This is a genomic window from Methylobacterium sp. J-068, assembly GCF_022829445.1.
In the GTDB taxonomy this organism is placed as follows: domain Bacteria; phylum Pseudomonadota; class Alphaproteobacteria; order Rhizobiales; family Beijerinckiaceae; genus Methylobacterium.
Window position 1 is genome coordinate 1 of the sequence record NZ_JAKSXY010000094.1, and the last position, 17546, is coordinate 17546.

Annotated in this window: 20 protein-coding genes and 1 pseudogene; 15 read left to right on the forward strand and 6 right to left on the reverse strand. The window is 63.9% G+C overall.

Going from position 1 to position 17546, the window contains the following annotated elements:
- The first annotated feature begins 172 nt into the window (after positions 1-172).
- The 5 genes from MKK54_RS15465 to MKK54_RS15485 all read left to right on the forward strand — a co-directional run bounded on the left by MKK54_RS15465 (position 173) and on the right by MKK54_RS15485 (position 3774).
- Positions 173-598, forward strand: coding sequence for a hypothetical protein (locus MKK54_RS15465; RefSeq protein WP_244012085.1), 426 nt, complete (start codon positions 173-175; stop codon positions 596-598).
- 156 nt (positions 599-754) lie between these two features.
- The gene (locus MKK54_RS15470) at positions 755-1021 is read left to right on the forward strand and encodes a hypothetical protein (RefSeq protein WP_244012086.1); all 267 of its coding nucleotides are present in this window, start codon (positions 755-757) and stop codon (positions 1019-1021) included.
- Positions 1022-1353: 332 nt separating this feature from the next.
- Complete coding sequence (locus MKK54_RS15475; RefSeq protein WP_244012087.1) at positions 1354-1563, forward strand: hypothetical protein; 210 nt, start codon at positions 1354-1356, stop codon at positions 1561-1563.
- 358 nt (positions 1564-1921) lie between these two features.
- A complete protein-coding gene (locus MKK54_RS15480) occupies positions 1922-3094 on the forward strand; it encodes a YncE family protein (RefSeq protein WP_244012088.1) in 1173 nt (390 codons plus the stop codon).
- Positions 3095-3117: 23 nt separating this feature from the next.
- On the forward strand, positions 3118-3774 hold the full coding sequence (locus MKK54_RS15485) for an SOS response-associated peptidase (RefSeq protein ID WP_244012089.1): 657 nt from the start codon (positions 3118-3120) through the stop codon (positions 3772-3774).
- A 120-nt stretch (positions 3775-3894) separates the two neighbouring features.
- Here the strand turns inward: MKK54_RS15485 and MKK54_RS15490 are convergent, their stop codons facing one another.
- Positions 3895-4143 (reverse strand): hypothetical protein, encoded by a 249-nt coding sequence (locus MKK54_RS15490; protein WP_244012090.1) that lies wholly within the window; start codon positions 4141-4143, stop codon positions 3895-3897.
- A 436-nt stretch (positions 4144-4579) separates the two neighbouring features.
- Between MKK54_RS15490 and MKK54_RS15495 the strand changes: the two genes are divergently transcribed.
- Positions 4580-5623, forward strand: coding sequence for a zinc ribbon domain-containing protein (locus MKK54_RS15495; protein WP_244012091.1), 1044 nt, complete (start codon positions 4580-4582; stop codon positions 5621-5623).
- Positions 5624-5851: 228 nt separating this feature from the next.
- Positions 5852-6262: a DUF1236 domain-containing protein gene (locus MKK54_RS15500; protein WP_244012092.1), complete on the forward strand. Its 411-nt coding sequence runs from the start codon at positions 5852-5854 to the stop codon at positions 6260-6262.
- 12 nt (positions 6263-6274) lie between these two features.
- On the opposite strand, the gene MKK54_RS15505 is transcribed toward MKK54_RS15500, so the two are convergent.
- Positions 6275-8224, reverse strand: a complete 1950-nt coding sequence (locus MKK54_RS15505) for a PAS domain-containing methyl-accepting chemotaxis protein (protein ID WP_279597389.1) — start codon at positions 8222-8224, stop codon at positions 6275-6277.
- A 394-nt stretch (positions 8225-8618) separates the two neighbouring features.
- Between MKK54_RS15505 and MKK54_RS15510 the strand changes: the two genes are divergently transcribed.
- Complete coding sequence (locus MKK54_RS15510; protein WP_244012094.1) at positions 8619-9428, forward strand: IS5 family transposase; 810 nt, start codon at positions 8619-8621, stop codon at positions 9426-9428.
- A 128-nt stretch (positions 9429-9556) separates the two neighbouring features.
- On the opposite strand, the gene MKK54_RS15515 is transcribed toward MKK54_RS15510, so the two are convergent.
- A complete protein-coding gene (locus MKK54_RS15515; RefSeq protein ID WP_244012103.1) occupies positions 9557-10078 on the reverse strand; it encodes a MucR family transcriptional regulator in 522 nt (173 codons plus the stop codon).
- Positions 10079-10288: 210 nt separating this feature from the next.
- Between MKK54_RS15515 and MKK54_RS15520 the strand changes: the two genes are divergently transcribed.
- Positions 10289-11098 (forward strand): hypothetical protein, encoded by an 810-nt coding sequence (locus MKK54_RS15520; protein WP_244012095.1) that lies wholly within the window; start codon positions 10289-10291, stop codon positions 11096-11098.
- Positions 11022-11213 (forward strand): hypothetical protein, encoded by a 192-nt coding sequence (locus tag MKK54_RS24535; RefSeq protein ID WP_279597388.1) that lies wholly within the window; start codon positions 11022-11024, stop codon positions 11211-11213. Before MKK54_RS15520 ends, MKK54_RS24535 begins: the two co-directional genes overlap by 77 nt.
- Before the next feature lie 459 nt (positions 11214-11672).
- Here the strand turns inward: MKK54_RS24535 and MKK54_RS15525 are convergent, their stop codons facing one another.
- On the reverse strand, positions 11673-13055 hold the full coding sequence (locus MKK54_RS15525) for an HD-GYP domain-containing protein (RefSeq protein WP_244012096.1): 1383 nt from the start codon (positions 13053-13055) through the stop codon (positions 11673-11675).
- 381 nt (positions 13056-13436) lie between these two features.
- Between MKK54_RS15525 and MKK54_RS15530 the strand changes: the two genes are divergently transcribed.
- Complete coding sequence (locus MKK54_RS15530; RefSeq protein ID WP_244012097.1) at positions 13437-14171, forward strand: hypothetical protein; 735 nt, start codon at positions 13437-13439, stop codon at positions 14169-14171.
- A gap of 404 nt (positions 14172-14575) precedes the next feature.
- Here the strand turns inward: MKK54_RS15530 and MKK54_RS15535 are convergent, their stop codons facing one another.
- On the reverse strand, positions 14576-15310 hold the full coding sequence (locus tag MKK54_RS15535; protein ID WP_244012098.1) for a hypothetical protein: 735 nt from the start codon (positions 15308-15310) through the stop codon (positions 14576-14578).
- Between the two features lie 301 nt (positions 15311-15611).
- On the opposite strand from MKK54_RS15535, the gene MKK54_RS15540 reads away from it, so the two are divergent.
- The 4 genes from MKK54_RS15540 (at position 15612) to MKK54_RS15555 (ending at position 17196) form a co-directional block, all read left to right on the forward strand.
- A complete protein-coding gene (locus MKK54_RS15540; RefSeq protein ID WP_244012099.1) occupies positions 15612-15872 on the forward strand; it encodes a hypothetical protein in 261 nt (86 codons plus the stop codon).
- Between the two features lie 72 nt (positions 15873-15944).
- The gene (locus tag MKK54_RS15545) at positions 15945-16484 is read left to right on the forward strand and encodes a DUF2059 domain-containing protein (RefSeq protein ID WP_244012100.1); all 540 of its coding nucleotides are present in this window, start codon (positions 15945-15947) and stop codon (positions 16482-16484) included.
- A gap of 29 nt (positions 16485-16513) precedes the next feature.
- Complete coding sequence (locus tag MKK54_RS15550; protein ID WP_244012101.1) at positions 16514-16696, forward strand: hypothetical protein; 183 nt, start codon at positions 16514-16516, stop codon at positions 16694-16696.
- Entirely contained in the window at positions 16693-17196 is a 504-nt protein-coding gene (locus MKK54_RS15555; RefSeq protein ID WP_244012102.1) for an SRPBCC family protein, read from the forward strand. Before MKK54_RS15550 ends, MKK54_RS15555 begins: the two co-directional genes overlap by 4 nt.
- A 131-nt stretch (positions 17197-17327) precedes the next feature.
- On the opposite strand, the pseudogene MKK54_RS15560 reads toward MKK54_RS15555, so the two are convergent.
- Positions 17328-17546: pseudogene (locus MKK54_RS15560) on the reverse strand (porin family protein); the annotation flags it as partial.

Genomic DNA, 17546 nt, shown 5'->3' on the forward strand with positions numbered 1-17546 from the left:
CGCGTCGCTCAGCATCGTCCCTCCTGCCTCAGAGAAACGAAAACGCAAGCCCAGCCAATCCGTCCAGGCGACGACAGGCCCTAGATGCCTTGGTCTGGAAGTCCCTGTTCCAACAGGAAGCCGATCATCGTAGCCCTTGCACATCAGATGTCAGGCATGGCCTTTTGCGGCTATGCCCATCCGGCGCGAGCACCGCTTCTTCTATCCCATCGACTGGCCCCAACTCTCGGCCGTCATCCGTTTCACGCGTGCGGGTGGCCGGTGCGAGGGCTGTGGACGGCCGCATGGGCGAACCGTGTTCCATCTCGGTGATGGTCGCTGGTGGGATGGAGAGGCAGCGTCCTGGCGCGATGGAGAAGGGCGGGTCATCTGCCTCGCGGTGGGAGCCGACGACGTACTTGCGAAAGTGCGGACAACGCGCGTGATCCTCGCCGCAGCCCATCGCGATCACGACACGGCGAACAACGCAGCCAGAAATCTCGCAGCCTTCTGCCAGCGCTGTCACATGAACCACGATCGACCCGAGCATCAGCGTCGACGCTGGTATACCTTGTTCAGACGCAAAGCTTTAGGCGATCTGTTCGGAGGTCCATATTGAATGAAACGACGCTGGATTTGTCGGACTCGTGTTTAATCCTGCTCATCGTGTGTCGCGCGACACGTCAAGAATGAGATCAGCACCCCATCTTAGTTCCAGACAGAAAGAAACGATCCACTGCCCAGGATCGTACTGTAAAGGAGCTAGTCAGCCACAATGAAGACCCGTATCGCCGCTCTTGCCACCGCGCTTGTCCTTGGCGTTGCTCCGATCTCGTCCGCAATGGCCTACGACAGCCCCTCCCGCTACACTGCGTTCTCGCCCTACGATGTCGAGACGACCGGGTCCTTCGAGCCGCGTAGCGTCGCTCCCCTGCGGAACCCCCATAGCTGTCCCATGAGCTCGGCGGCCGAGGGCAACGCTAACCAGCCGAGCTTCCCGGTCCAGCAGTACGGCCAGACCTCGGGTGGCAACCGCTGCTGATCGGTGGGGGTGAGATAATCCAATGCTCATGAAGGGCTTCTCGTACGCGATGGCTACCGCTTTCGTCGGCGGCCTCGCCTTCACGGTCATCGGCTCAGCGAACGCCTTCCTGAGCCTGTAAGGACCGTCCGCACCGATCCTGCTTCAGACCCGCCTGGCACTGGCTATGGCGGGTCTTTCGTTGCGCTTGACAGGTTTCCGGCTCCCAGCGTTACGCTCCCCCTGGCAAGGGATTTCTCCCGCCTATCCCCGGTCTGCACAGGTCATCCACAAAGCGTTTGACCGCGCAGGATGAACGATGTTCCGCTTTCGTACTCACGGGAGAGGACGCCATGACCGCTGCGCAGATCACCGAATTGGCGGCCATGAGCGAGGCCGAGATGATCGCCCTCGCCTACGAGGAAGCAGCCGGCGGTGACACGCGCCGCGCCCTTCGTCAGGCTATCGAGGACGTTATAGCCCTCGAAACGAAACTCGCGGCCGCCGAGCGCATGGTCTCGCACGGCTACGTCCGTGGGGCCTTGCTCTCTAGGGTCTCCTGACGTGGAGCGCCTGTGCGATGTCCGCGCGGAACGCCTCGTGATCCTGTGTGGCCCCTGCGAGCGGCGTGGCTCCTACCGGATTGATCGGCTTCGTCAGCGGTTCGGGCCTCACGCCTCGGTGCTGGACGTCTATCTGGCGCTCACGCAATCCTGCCGCTTCCAGCGTGAGCTTGGAAGCCGAACGCCCAACGTCTACGGCGTCGGATGCCGCGCGAAGCTCGACACGACGGGCGGGCCATCGGCGGGGGGCCTGCCGTCGAGGACCTGATACGTGCACAGCCTCACTCTGGAAGCGGGAGGGATGTAATCCAGGCTTCCCCGATCGGGCTTCCTGTCTCGACCGCCCTATGTCGACGCGATGACACGATCGCTCGCAAGAACGCTCAGGACCGCCGCTCTCCTGGCGTTCGCCCTCCCCAGCACGGCCATAGCCGAGTCACCCGCCTTCATCCTCGTCGGTCTCGACGGCAAGACCTTCTTCGAGGCTCAGGGCGGTCGGAACGGGCCGAACGGCCACGATGCGGTCGGGATCGTCGACGTGAGCGACGAGGCAAGGCCTCGGCTGGTCCATACCTTGCCGCTCGACAACTCGGTCTACGGGCCGCCGACGAACCTGCGGGTCACACCGGATGGCCGGCTGGGGCTCGTCGCAAGCTCGGTCCTGATGCGTCAGGAGGGCACGGCCTGGTACGCGCAGGCCGACAATCGGCTCCACGTCATCGACCTCGCGGCCCTGCCGCCGCGCCTGATCGAGACCGTGACGGTGGGCCTGCAGCCTTCCGGACTCGCCATCAGCAGGGCCGGCGATCTCGCCGTCGTCGCCAACCGCGAGGGGCGTAGCGTCACGGCTCTGACGATCCGCGGCACCGTCGTGCGCCCAGTCATGACGGTCGACGTTGGCGACGAGGCCGCAGCGGTCGCCTTCGCGCCTGACGGCCGACGCGCCTTCCTCGCCAAGAACAAGGTCGGCAAGATCGGCGTCCTCGCCATCGACGGCACGACCCTGAGCTACGACCGCAATCTCGACATGCCGGTCGGGCCGGGCGTCTACGGCCTCGATGTGACGCCGGATGGGAAACTCGCACTCACCGGCAACACCGGACCCGAGCCTAGCGACGGCCATGCCGACACGGTCAGCGTGATCCGGGCCGATGCGCAGCGCCCGGTCGTCATCGACCATGTCGGGATCGGCGACACCCCCGAAGCCCTGGCGATCGCACCCGACGGCCGCCATGCGGCCGTGTCGGTCGTCCGCGGGGCAAGCGCGCCGCAGGGGAGCCCCGGCTACACGCCGAGCGGCGTGGTGGCTCTCCTGGCGATCGATCCGAATGGTCTCGTTCGCCGTGTCGCCGAAGCTGAGGCCGGGGCGGTGACCCAGGGCATCGTGTTCAGTCCGTCCGGGGCCTACGTCTATGTCGGCAACTACGTCGACCGGACGCTCGGCGTGTACCGGGTCACTGGGGATACGCTCACGGATACCGGGACCCGCGTCAGCTTACCGGGCCAGCCCGCATCCCTCGGTGGGCGATAGACGGCGTCTCGGGGACCTGAGCCATGTGCAACCTCTACAGCCTCGTGACCCCCCAGGCCGAGATCCGCGCCTCCTTCGGCGTGTCGGCGGATCGTGCCGGCAACCTGCCGCCTCTGCCAGGCATCTTTCCCGATCAACGGGCACCGATCGTGCGGATGGGAGAGGACGGCGCGCGCGTCATGGAGATGTTCCGCTGGGGCATCCCAGGCCCGAAGCAGTTCGGCGAGCACCCCGTCACCAACGTCCGGAACGTGAAGAGCCCGCATTGGCGGCCCTGGTTGAAGCCAGAGTACCGCTGCCTTGTGCCGGTCTCGTCGTTCAGCGAGTACGCTGACACCAAGCCGAAGAAGACCCCAACCTGGTTCGCGCTCAATGAGGATCGCCCCCTGTTCGCGTTCGCCGGCATCTGGCGTCCCTGGAGAGGCGTGCGAGGCACGAAGGCCGAGAACCCCGAGCGCGTCGAGGAGGATCACCGGCTGTTCTCGTTCCTCACCTGCGAGGCCAACGGCGTGGTTGGCCCGGTCCATCCGAAGGCCATGCCGGTCCTGCTGACGACGCCGGAGGAGTGGAGCACCTGGCTCGCGGCACCCACGGAGATCGCCCTGGAGCTACAGCGACCGCTACCGGATGCGATGATGCGGATCGTGGCTACGGGTTCTCGTAGGGACCCGGCAGAATGAGACCAAGCGGGTGATCGACGAAAAGGCCCACCGAGGCTGATCCGGAAAGGATCGCTTGATGGGCCTGTCTCTATGACGTCCCCTGAAGGACGGGTCGGTTCGACGCTGTCGTTCTGCCGCTCAGAAAGAGCCCGTCGTTTCCACTTCTCCACCCACCTGCGCGGTACGGGGAGCGTTCACAGGCTTCGCAGCGGCGACGGGCTGAGGCATCGTGGTCAGATCGCTGACGCTACGCACCTGCTGGGTCTCACGAGCCTGCTCACGGAACAGCGGAGGCGTCAGGTACAGGGCCTCACCGGCCATGGCGGCTCCGGTGGCGAAGGTCGAGGAAGCGAGGACGGCCAGGGCGAGGAAACGGGAAGCGCGCATCTGAAATCTCCGGGTTGGTCAGCCGGGGGCTGGCCGTTGAGGAGATAGAACCACATTTTTGTGCGGTGCGACTTGTTCATTTTGCAACGCACCATAATGCGATGCCGCGCAAATTCGATTATTATATCGCCACTTCCCCGTAGCAGAAGAGGCTTTGTGGTTAGTAAAAGGCATGCCCTGAATGCACAGGAGTATAAACCAGCCTCCACATCCATCAAATTAAATTTCTATTGATTTCAAAATATACTTTGGTTCGCCATCGTTGGCCGCAGGGAGCGCTCACCATCTTTTCAAAAGCTCATTTGGATCGACCCACCCATCGATCAGGAGCCCGGCCGCATTGGTGACACACCCTACTCCTTAGCGCTTATGTCTGCTGCGCAGGCGTCGCATGCCGACGGAGGCGCGCTCGTCATCGCCAAGCAAGGTCCCCCAAATGGCATCCGGTCGCAGGCTCTCCGAACGCTGGCTCACGCTCCTGCTCTGGCTGGTCGCGTTCCTCTTTGCGTGGTTCCTGATCGGCCTCGGCTCCCTCGTGGTCGGCGACCTGCCCCAGGTCGAGCACAGCTACAGTCTCGAGCAATTCCTTGACGCGGATCAGGCGCGGCCATCTGCCGAAGCCCTACGGCAGATCCGACGCGAGCAGGACGACAGCCGCCGCCGGACGGAGCAGGATCAGCTCGCCCTTACCGCCGCACGCTCCGCCTCCGAGGCCGCGCAGGAAACCTTCGCCAACTGGCTGAAGACCCGTGATGCTACCCAGCGGGTCGATCAGGACCCCGGCCTGATCGATCGCACCCAGAAGCTCGACGCCCTCAAGAGTGCGGAACGTGCCATCGAGGAGCGCCTGGAAGAACGGGCGAGCGCGCAGCTTGCGCTCTCCGAGCGCGAGGAGGCGCAGGAGCGGGTCGATAGCGACCTGCGCGCCTCGGCCCAGGTGAAGCTCGACGCGGCCGAACGGGAGCAGGAACTGCGCGTCTTCGGCTACCGGCTCGCCATCACGTTGCCGTTGCTGGTTCTGGCCGGATGGCTGCTGCTGAAGCGGCGGCGCACACGCAACTGGCCCTTCGTGTGGGGCTTTGCCTTTGCGGCCGCCTTCGCTTTCTTCGTCGAGCTCGTACCCTATCTTCCGAGCTACGGCGGCTACGTGCAGTACGGCGTCGGGGTGATCCTAACCCTGGTCATAGGCCGCACCGTGATCAATGCGCTGCATGCCTACAACGAGCGCCAGAAGGCGGCGGAGGCGCGACCGAACGAGGAGCGTCGGACGGAGATCGCCACCGACCAGGCCCTCCTCCGGCTATCCAAGAAGGTCTGCCCCGGCTGCGAGCGGCCCGTGGACCTCGCCAACCCGGAGGCGAATTTCTGCCCGCATTGCGGGATCGGCGTGTTCGAGCGCTGCCCGGCATGCACGCATCGCAAGAGCACCTTCGAGCGCTTCTGCTACGCCTGCGGGACACCGGCTGCAGGACCTGCGTGAGATCGCTCGGTTCGCGGTCGTGATCATCGACAGCATGAGCTTTCCGTGACCATCCGCTGCAAAGCAGAAGATCAAATTTACGCGGTGAGTGCGAGATGGCTCCTAAACGGGAATGCCCGAACTAACGCGCTTGCAGATAATATTTAGGCAAGAGGCTTGATAGCGCGCATTAAACAGTCATGCCTCACGAAATAACCCGGTAATGTCAAAAAAAGGAAACAATACAAAATGTCTTTTAAATTACTATTTTGTCCTTTAATGGCCCTGGGTATCTGCACGAATACTTACGCGCAGGGGCTCACCCGTGGCGCACAAGACGGAGCGGAGCGTGGAGGCAATATCGCAGGACCTTTGGGTGCCGCCGTGGGAAGCGCAATCGGAGGTGCCGTAGGGACAGCGAACGAAATTCTTGGAATTGATCGCAGAGAGCGCTTCCGCATCTACACGCGGGGCGAACGGCGTCCATCTTTTGCCTATGACGGCAAAGTACGCATTGGCACAGTCTTACCGGAAGATGGCGTGGTCTACTACGACGTACCCCCAGAATTTGCACTCAAGGGGTTGAATTACACCATCGTCAATGATCACCCTGTCTTGGTCGAACCAGGAACACGCCGTGTCGTTGAAGTGATCGACTGACGGCCCAGAACGTCAACTGCCGAAGGCTCGAACTTGCAGAGATCTGTTTATCACCGACAGGAACTGCACGTTCAGACCGGTGCCGGATCGATGCCGCACCGCGCAGTCGAAGTGGCGCCCGTCTGCTTCGACGACGACCTCGAACCGATCGGGCACCGTCGCAGGTCGGCTGAGATGTAACCGGGCCCCGCCCTCCGACATGTCGCGGATGGAGCAGGCGATGCGGTCGCCGCCGGGCAGGCAGATCCAGGCTTGCAGAAGGACGCGCGCCCGGCGCTCGTTGCGCCGCTCCTCCATCCCGATGGTCCAGTTGTCCAGGCCCGTGCTGATGCTCGACACGCCAACCGCCGCTTGCTGCATACTGGCCAGGATCGCGCCTGTGGCCTGCGCCTGCTCATCCATCGAGGCGGTGACACCGTCGACATGCTGGCTGATCGTGCCAATCGCTGCCGTGATCGTCGCGAGGGTGCCGGCGACCTCGGACGAGACCGCCTGCATACCGGCGATTTCGCTGATGATCCGGTTCGTCGCCGCCGCCGCTTGGCCGGCTAGGTTCTTGACCTCCGCGGCCACCACCGCGAAGCCGCGCCCGGCCTCGCCGGCCCGGGCCGCCTCGATCGTCGCGTTCAAGGCCAGGAGGTTGATCTGTTGGGCGATATCCGTGATCATCGTGGCGACGCCGCTCATCGACTGGGCTGCGGCCCGCAGGCGTTCGGTGGCGGCATCCGCCTCTCCGGCCCGGCCATGAATGTCGTCCACGACGATTTTGGACTGAGCCATGCTGCGGGAGATCTCCAACGCAGAGGCGTTCATGGTGTCAGCCGCATCCGTGACCGCCTGGACGTTGTCGAGGGTGCGCTCGGCGGCCTCGACCGCAACGGAGCGCGCCTCCATGTTGGCGGTGACGTCGGTGGCGTACTTGACGATCTTGGTCAGACGGCCGGTGGGATCGAAGATCGGATTGTAGCTCGCCTGGATCCAGACCGACCGACCACCCTTGCCAAAGCGTTGGAACATGCCCGACGAGAACTGGCCGCTGCGTAGGCGATCCCAGAACGCCTCGTAATCCGGCGTCTGCGCGTAGCCGGGCTCAACGAACATCGCGTGCGGTCGCCCCTGGATCTCCTCGATCCCGTAGCCAAGCGCCGCCAGGAAGTTGGCATTGGCGTCGAGGATCGTCGCGTCGGGCGCGAACTCGATCACCGCTTGAGACCGGTTGACGGCCGCCAGCTGACCCATTGCATCGGCCGTCTGTAGCTTCTGCGCGGTGATGTCGGTAGCGAACTTCACCACCTTGATGGGTACGCCATTCCGGTCCCGGATTGGATTGTAGGTTGCCTGGATCCAGACCTCTCGACCGCCCTTAGCGATGCGCTTGAACTCGCCCGAGCGGAACTCTCCGCGGCCGAGATCCGCCCAAAACTCACGATACGCAGCTCCCTCGCGCTCGGTCGGATCTACGAACAGGCTATGATGACGCCCCACGACCTCATCACGCGCGTAGCCTACCGCGGCCAGGAAATTGGCATTGGCATCCAAGATCGTGCCATCGAGGGCAAATTCGATCACGGCCTGCGAACGCTGCAGAGCTTCGAGTTGCCCGTCATGGTCGATGTTGCGCATCACCTGTACGGTGACATCGGTGGCGAGTTTGACCACCCGGGTCACGCGCCCGGCGCGATCAAGGACAGGGTTGTATGTAGCCTGGATCCAGACTTCACGGCCATTTTTTGCAAACCGCTTGAACTCGCGTGTCTGCGGCTCGCCGCGGCGCAGGGCGTCCCAGAACGCGCGATAGGCCTCGCTGCCTTGCTCCACGGGAGAGACGAAGCGCGCGTGGGGTTGTCCCTTCACCTCGGAGAGGGTGTAGCCCATCAGATCGAGGAAGAGGGTGTTGGCGGTAAGTACCGTGCCGTCGGGCGTAAATTCGATGCGGGCCCTGGACCTGTCTATAGCCGCCATTAGGGCGCGCAGATCAGCATCAAAGAACGGCACGGTTGTACTCTCCCGAGGAGGCAGCCCGACTTTGCCCCTCCTGTTATGAGACTATGGTTAAGCGATAACGAAACTTCTCTTGAAGCCGCTTCAACATCGCGTGTCCAAGCGTACGCTCACGCTTAGGGTCATTCGGTAACCGGCTAACCACACGCTCCGGATCTACGGTCCGCGACCTGACGGCCAAGAAGCAGACCCCCTTCTCCTGGGGCAAGTGGACCGGGCGCCGCGACGCCAAGAAGGGCCGCGCCCTGGACCTCTGACGGGGTCCGGACCGGGAGGGGCTGATAACCGGGAGTTATCATGCCCTGGACTAGAGGCTGTTATGGACCTGGGCGGGGAGGAAACCAGATGAGGAGGCATGACCTCTTCACGCTCTGCCTACCCGTCCGACGTTTCCGATGAGGAATGGGCGCTGGTCGCCCCCTACCTGACGCTGCTGCGCGAGGATGCGGGGCAGCGGGAGTACAGCTTGCGCGAGGTGTTCAACGGGCTGCGCTACGTCGTGAAGACAGGCGCGCCGTGGCGGTGGATGCCCAACGACCTCCCGCCCTGGGAGGCCGTTTACCAGCAGGCCCAGCGCTGGCTGGCAGCGGGATGCTTTGATCAACTGGCCGACGATCTGCGCGCGCTCCTGCGCCTGGCTTCCGGTCGCAACCCGGAGCCGAGCGCGGCCATCCTCGACAGCCGAACCCTGCGCTCGACCCCCGAGAGCGGCGAGCGGGCCGGCTATGATGGGGCCAAGCGCAAGAAGGGTTCGAAGGTCCATCTGGCCGTCGACACCCTCGGCCACCTCCTGGCGCTGCACGTCACGCCGGCCGACGCCGATGACCGCGCCCAGGTCGGTCGGCTGGCCGAGGCCGTGCAGGCCGCCACCGGGGACAGCGTCGATCTCGCCTATGTCGACCAGGGCTACACCGGCGAGAAGCCGGCCAAGGCCGCCCGCCAGCACGGCATCGAACTGGAGGTCGTCAAACTCCCCGACGCCAAGCGCGGCTTCGTCCTGCTACCGCGACGCTGGGTGGTGGAACGCTCCTTCGCCTGGGCCACCCGCTTCCGCCGCCTCGTCAAGGACTACGAGCGCTATCCCAGCACGCTCGCAGATCTCCACATCGTTGCCTTCGTCTGCCTCATGCTCAAACAAGCCGCTCAACTGACGGGAAGTTCATAACAGCCTCTAGGATCAGCATGGGTCTTCCAGGTTCTCCCTGCGTCAGGAATGTCGCGCCGATCGGGCCCGCTCGGTGTCGCGCCGAGCGGGCTCACTCGTTTCGATATGGGGTGAACCCTTAAGCGATATCAGGCTGCGGAAGCCTTGCGCGGGCGACCAGCCTTCTTCGGTTCGGCCGGCACCTTCGAGACCGTTTCATCCGGCTCAGCAGCCTTCTTCTGACCCTTCCGCTGTTGCCCAAGCCCTAGGGAACGAGCGAGCTCGGACCGCTGCGCCGAGTAATTGACAGAGGTCATCGGGTAGTCGGCTGGAAGGCCGTGCTTTGTCCGGTACGCCTCGGGCGAAAGACCCCGCAGCGTCAGGTGCCGCCTCAACGTCTTGTAGGGCTTGCCGTCCTCGAAGCTGATAAGCGCCTCGGGCGTGATCGATTTCTTAATCTGGGCCGATGTTGCCTTCGCGACAGCGTCCTTGGAGAGACCGGAAGATCTACCAATGGCAAGGCCGCTGATCGCCGTGTGCACAGAGACAAGGAGATTAGCGAGTTCACTCGCAGGTATGGAATTGTTGGACACAAAAGCAGATACGATATCGGTTGTCAGGGTTATGTAATCGCCGCCCCCTGTTTCGGTTGTATCCTCGTTTTCAAGCAAGTCTTGCACTTCATGACCCTCCGAGCTTCGGACGCTACCCCATTCACGGCAAACATGCAGAAATCAAGTCTCAATTTATCAAAATTTCAAAATTGCGCGTTCCGATCTGATATCATAGGTATCAATGAGGTCTGTGGCCTCTCTAAACTGCTAAAAGAAGCGTTCGGAAACTCAGGCCGAGTTATGAGTGTATGAGATAGGAGCGCCAGCGTGAAGGCTAAAGCTGCAAAGGTGCCGGTTATCGCGAAGCTTCCCTCGGAGGACGAGAAAAGACGCATCGTCGCGGCGCTGGGCCGGCACCTCAAGCGAGCCTCGCACGTGACTGCATCTGTCGCGATGGATGCCCCTGGTGCGGTCCGCATCGAGGCCCCGCACAGTGACTATGTGGGTTGGCGCGTACGGCTAGCCGATACCTTCGGCACCGCCTCGCACAGCTTCGTGGATGAACAGCTAGGCCATCTGGCGAAGGTCGCTGCGGCCGGCGTCACGAACGGGAAGGCGGCCGAGACCGCGACCAACAGCATGTTGGCGGCCGTGGCCGGCGCCAAGCCCGCGAACGAGATGGAAGCCCAACTCGCGGTGCAGATGACGGCGACCCACCACGCCGCCATGCGATGCCTAACCCACGCGACCGGCGCCTCGTCCGTCGAGGCGATGGATGCCGCCGGCAACCTCGCGACCAAGCTCCTGCGGACCTACACGAAGCAGCTTGAGGCCATGGCGAAGCCGAAACGCGGCGGCGAGCAGAAGGTCACCGTCGAGCACGTTCACGTCTACCAGGGCGGTCAGGCCATCGTAGGCAACGTCAACGTCCCGCAGGACTACCTGACCGGGGGGCATCACGAAAACAAAGGGCAACCCTATGAACTCTCTGGATCGGCAGCCTTCGCCCTTCCGGCTCTCGGCTCGATGCGGGGCGAAGAACAGGGCAGGGACCCCGTGCATGTCGCCCGCGATCAAGGGGAAGGCGCGATGCCGGCTTCACGGCGGCGCCAAAGGGTCCGGCGCACCGAGGGGTGAGCGGAATGGGGCTTATCGGACGGGCTTCTACGCCGCCGAGGCAGTAGCCTTCCGGCGGGAGTGCCGGGACGTGCTGAAGGTGGCGCGGTCGGCACTGGCGGACCTTGTCGGATGAAAGATGTCTGAGGCTGTCTGCTCCTAACCTAACCCTGCCTATGATGCTGGTTCGTGCCGCCCCCCGAAGCGGACGAAGGTGGCACCGTTCCGGTTGAGCGAGCACGGCACTGAAACATTACAATCAGAAGATGAAAGTCGGGTTGTATAAAATACATTCGACGTCTTTATCTGCATCTACCTTAGGGCAAGGCATCCTGAGGCTACCGGACAGGAAACGACCCTATCGATGGTCTGCGTCTCCCATGTCCCTCCGCCAGGAAGCCCAGGCCATGCTCGTCCACATCCTCAATACGCTGTACCTCCGTGTTCAGGCGTCACCGACCTTCGGACAGGCGGTGCGCGCGGTCATCGTCCTGGCAACACGAGATGCCTCGCCGCGCGACGTGGCCGCTCATGGTAGAGCCGGTATGAAGGTTTCGCTCCGGTAGCCGAAGGGATCGCCGAGGCGTGGCGCGGCTTATGCCACCCGAGCAAGATCCCCCTCGATCTCGGCGAGCGCCCGCTCAAGCGCCGCGAAGCACTCCGGGTCAAAAGCGGTGCCCAGGTCGGCCCGCATGATGTCGAGGGCCTTCGGGATCGGCATCGCCTTACGGTAGGGCCGGTCGGCGGTCAGCGCGTCGAACACGTCCGCCACCGAGACGATCCGAGTTTCCGGTTCGATTGCTTCGGCGGTGAGGCCGCGCGGGTAGCCCCGGCCGTCGAGACGCTCGTGATGGGCACCGCCGATGCGGGCCATCTCCCGGAAGACGGCGACGCGGGTGAGGATGCCCTCGGAGAGTACGGCATGGTTCCGCATGTCCTGCCACTCGGCCTCGTCGAGCTTGCCGTTCTTGTCGAGGATGGAATTTGAGACGCCGAGTTTGCCGACATCGTGCAGCAGCGCGGCCCGTCGCAGCCAGCGTCGCCGCTCGGCTGTGAAGCCGAGTTCCGCCGCGATAAGATCGGCATAGACCGCCACACGCTCCGAATGCCCCGAAGTGAATGGGCTTTTGGTGTCGATGACCTTGGCGAAGGCGCGGGCGATGTCGTCAAGATAATCCTCGTCCACCACGACGGCGCGCTGCGACGGCTCAAGGGCGGTAACCGCCTCCGCGATGGTCTCGGAATCCAGCATCTCCCAGAAGCCCGGCTTCGCTGCCGCCTGCTCGAAGCAGGCCACCGCGTGCGGATCAAACCAGGTGCCGCTGCGACCCCGGACCTCCGCCAGGGCTGCCTCGGGACCGGCCGCCGTGTGAAACACGTCGATGACCTGGGCCAGGAGCGCGATGCGGGCATAGACCGGGATCGCCGGGCCCACCCGCCGTTCCGGGCGCCCGTTGCCGTTCCAATGCTCGTCAAGGGCGTGGATCGCGTCGCAGACTGCAGGGGGGAAGCGCAGCTGCGCGGCAATCTCGGCGCCCCGCTGGCAGCGGGTCTGGATCAGGTCGTCGGCGATCGCGCCGCCGTTCTGCAGAATATTAAGTACCGCCTTGAACCGCTCGGCCAAACCCGCCTTGAGGCCCGTATGAGCGAAGACGAACCCGAGAACCTTCGGCAGACTGTCGCTGACAGTCTTGAAATCGCGCTTAAAACTGAGATCATCGGAGAGGTACAATTCACAGATCCGCGCCGCGTTGCTGGAGCATCCGAGATCCTTCAGCATCACTGTATAGTATAGTTCCCAGAGTTGGCTCTCAGGCAGGCCCATCTGCCGGCCGATATGCATTCCAATCCAAGTCGACCGCACGCAATGCCCGATCGGCTGGCCCTCTGTCAGGTCGAGGGCATGGCTTAAAGCCCCGAGTACCTCCGAGAGCTGAACCGTCCTGGTTTGCCTGTCATCGCATGATACGATTTGCATCGTTCTCAGTCAGCTCTTTGCCTGGTATGCGTAATACTACCTGCAGAACCTGACTAAAGAGTTGCGCTGAAGTCGCGTCTGAGCCGGCCGGGGGACGGGTCCTCCGCGTGGCAGAAACATCTGCGTCGCGGCGCGGCATGAGGCGAAGACAATGTCCGCTTCGTTGTCTTGGCTGATCGAAAGCGGACCGGCGTCCATCCACCCGCTACGGACCTTCGGAACGCCTACTGGTTTCCTGGTCCGGTGGGTCGATAGCAGCAAGCTTGAGCCCCTCAGCGGCATCAGCGAAGGCGGCAAGGGCCTCAGCCGTGATGCGCTTCCGAAAACTGCCTGCGTCCTCGGCGCACTCGACCGTGGCCGGAAGCGTCGCCCCTCGGGCAGGTGGCCCGCACGAGCGACACCCGGCAGGCGGCCGAGGCGCTGTTTCCGGCCCGGCCCCTGGTAGGTAGTCAGGGCGAGTTGGGCGACGCGATGGGGGCCGTCGCCCGCAACAACCCGCAGGCCGCACAGGGCATCACCCGGCAGTTCCTGGAGGGCATCTTCAACGACGCGACCCAAGAGACCAGGGGGCTCGCACGCCAGTACGGCGGGGCCGGGTTCGCCTCGCGGGTTCGGGGTACGCCGCAGCTACGGCAGAACCTCGAGGCGACGGTCGGGACCTTGCCCGAGGGCGCGGCGAAGAACACTGCCATGGATCGCCTGCTGACGGCGTTGGAGGCGACGGGCTACCGGCCGCAGAAAGGCTCCGACACGGCGTTCAATACGGAGATCCGCAAGACCCTGGCGAACGGCACGAGCCCACTTCTGGCAGCGATCATGGACGCCACGACGAGCGCCGGCATGGGCGCGGCAGCGGCTGGGACGGGCGGGGCTCTGAGCGCCGCGCTGCTCGGTCTGCGGCGCGGTGCCAACGAGGGGCTAACGCGGCTTCGGGTGAACCGGGGCGGGTCCGACTTCGCGCGGATGCTGCTGGATCGGTCCATGTCCCCCGACGATCTGCGGGCCTTCCTGCAATCGCCCGGTGCCTCGGACGCGCAACGCCTCCTGATCCGGCTCCTGGGCAACACGGGGTCCGCCGCCGGATCGGGCAACGCGTCGAACCGCGCGGGCCGCTAGGTGGAAGAGTACGCTGGCGATGCCGGTGAGGAAGGCAACGGCCAACGCTGCAAAGAGCGTCAGCCAAAGGAGGGCTTGGGGCTCTTTGTGGAAGTCGAATGGGGGGTCTGCCGCGAACAGGTAGAACCACATGATCGCGCAGAACGTCCCGCCCTGCGCGACGATCCATGCGAGCCTGACGGCCCAATAAGTCGGCACGGTGCGGAGCGGCGGCCGGGGCTTGGGGCGCCGCAGCCACCTCGGATTGTCGGGGTCGTCGTCCGCGGGCCGCAACATGGGCTGCAAGATGGCGCGCGGCGGCGATCGGCGCAATCCGGCTCAACCGTTCGTTCTATCGTCCGACCAAATGCACCCGCCGCATAGCTGCGCCGGTCGTGCCTGCCTGAATGGGTTCGGAGGATGCGCTACCGATGGGCAAAACTCTGCCGTTCCGGCAGCTTCTTGACCGGTTCCGCTGGCGAATTTGTCCCCAGAGTTATCCCCTTATCCGTGGGATGTAGTGCTTTGCATCCTATGGCCTTCGGCTGGGGCGCAGTTCTCTCCAACGTGAAGCGGGGGGGCTGTTGCCGGGCGCCCCTACGGACCCAGGCCTGCCACTCGCGGCTGATGATGCGCACGAGGTTAGGGCTGTTCTTCCGGCCTTCGTGCCGACGTTCCTGGATCGTTACCAGCCCGTCGCCCTCGGCGAGGCGGATCGCAGTCTGTGCCAAGCGCCGACAGACACCGGCTCGAGCCGCGATGGCGTCGATACAGAGGCCGCACACGCCCTTGGCGGCGACCTCATCGCCGATGATGCGCAGGACGGCCCGTTGCCCCTCTGTGAAGCGCGCAGCGATCTGCGGGGGCATCGGACCCGAACAGGCCAGCAAGCGACGCCGTTCGCGGGACGCGGACTTGTCTGGGCTCCTGACGCTCCTGCGCGGCTGAAACAGGCTCATGCGGCCTGCCGGGATGCCCACGGGCCGGATGCCTTCCCGGATCGCGCTGCGGCGCCCGTGAAGCCGTTCGGCGAGGGCCTGGGTCTCCTGGTCGCCTAAGGCGCCCGAGCCGTGCCCCTGCCAAAGCTGGCGGGATAGCTCGTCCATCTGCGCGAGTGTTCGCGCGCCTTCGATCGCGGCCTGCATGGCGGCGTGAAACATCGATCCGGTCCCTTACGGGCCGCAGTCAGGTCCAGGCACGACTTCTCGACGTGAGAATTGGCGTTCTCACTTGACACCCGAGGGCGCCGTATGGCTTGTGAGGGATTGGAAAACGTCCTTCACAAGCCTATCGATTTTGCGGCCCTCCTGTTTGGCGACAGGGGGGCCGTAGTCGTTTCAGGGTCTATCTCGCGGCGATCTCTCCTGATGCCGGCTCACGACTCGCACAATGGCGAGCGCAGCCGGACATGCCATGTCGGCTGGCGGACATGGTTAAGTCAACGGTAGGAGGCTGATCGATATGGCTGGTGAGATCCAACGCCCTCACTCGCGTACAGCCCTGGCGGTAACGGTCGCCTTCGCCATCCTGATCGCAGGCGTCGGGACGATCGGTTGGCGCTGGTACAGCTACGTGACGGCCGGTGCCTCGCCTTACGACGAGGTAGGGATCGAGGTGAACCGTCGTCTGCCGGAATCACTGCGCGTGTGGGGCTGCGAACGCATCAAGGATCGGTTTCCGCGCGCGGTGCCACCTTATGGATGCCAGCCTGGGCAGGTCTGACGTAGAAGTGTGATAGCAACGCGCATTGCCCGTGTCGCCTTGGATCGCGCGGCATCTGTGATCGGAGCAGCTATGCGCACCTATCGACTTCTCGCCGGTCTTTGCCTGGGTGTTCTGTTGCCCTGCGTAGCGATGGCACAGCCTGCAGCCTCTCCCACGGCACCCGTCACCGCATCCGACCCGGCTACCGTGAAGGCGGCGCGTGAGGTCGTCACGCAGATGCAGGGTGATCGCACCGCACTCCTGAACGCCATCGCTGCACCGATGGTCGGAATGATGCAGCAAATCGGGATCAAGCAGCAGGATCAGGCGCAGGTCCTCGTTCAGGAGGTGGTGATGCCGACCCTGACCGCGCACTATGACGAGCTCCTCGATATTCAGGCTCGCAGCTTCGCCTCAGCCCTCGGGAAGGACGATTTGCAGGCGATTGCGGCGTTCTACGCAACTCCGGCCGGCAAGCGGCTTGTCATGGCGCAGCCACAGCTTGCCCAGGCACAGATGGCAGGAACGCAGCAATGGATGCAGTCAGTGATGCCCGAAATGCAGACCAAGCTGACGAAGGCGATCCAGGCCCACGGCTGGGCGCCGGCAAGCCAGGCTAAACCGCGCTGATGCTGTCGCAGCCGAAGGTCGAGGGCCCCATGACGAGCGATGACAGCGGCGCGCAGGATCGGCGCGAAACAAAGGCTGCCAAGCATCTGGAGAGAGACCGCCAATACGGCGAGGCGCGGGCCGATCATGCCACGGCTCAACAAGCGATCGAGGAGAAGACTGCCCGCCTCAAGGCGCTGCGTCTCGCGAAGAAAAAGGCGGATCAAGCATGAAGCGCGCAATCGCGGGGCCGATCGGCTTCCTTGCAGCTTTTGCTGCTCAGAACGGGTGCGGTCTCGCCTTGGAGGTCACTCGAAGCCTCGACATGAACGCTCCACCCGCTGCTGTCTGGGCAATCGTCGGGGACTTCTGCGCCATTGAGAAGTGGCATCCCCTAGTCGAGCGCTGCAGCGTTTCGAACAGCAGCGATGATGAGGGCAAGCCGGTTGCGATCCGGCGTCTGGTAACGGCTGGCGGCTTGGGGACCATCGTCGAAGTCCAGACGATGCGGGACGAGACAGCGATGAGCTACAGCTACGCCTACGTCGAAGGCCCACTACCCGTGAGCGCCTACAACGCGACAATCGCCGTGCATGCCAATGGATCGAACTCGACTGTGGTCTGGACCGCCACCTTTGACGCAGCTGGTATGAGCGACGCAGAGGCGAAGGCGGACATCGAGGGCGTCTACGACCAGGGCCTTACAGGCATCGCAAAGGAAGCGGGTCGGTAGGCTCATCCCAGGGCTTATGCATTTCGACACGACAACGCCCCGAGGAGAAATCCTCGGGGCGTGCCTCGACGAAAGCGGCCAGATGATCGGGGCTGGGGACGCTTAGGCCGAACCTAAATGTCCCGCAGGTCTTAGTACGAGCCGAACTTGTAGTTCACGCCGGCGCGGACGACGACGAACTCGTCGGAGCGGCGGTTGGTGTAGCCCGCGGTGGCGGTCGCGTAGTTGGTGTTGATGCGGTAGGTCTGGCCGGTGGAGTTCGAGTACGCGAACACGCCGTTGTTGGCGTTGTCGCGGTCGAGGTTCACGTACAGGCCTTCGACCTTCAGCGTCACGGCCGAGGACTTGAA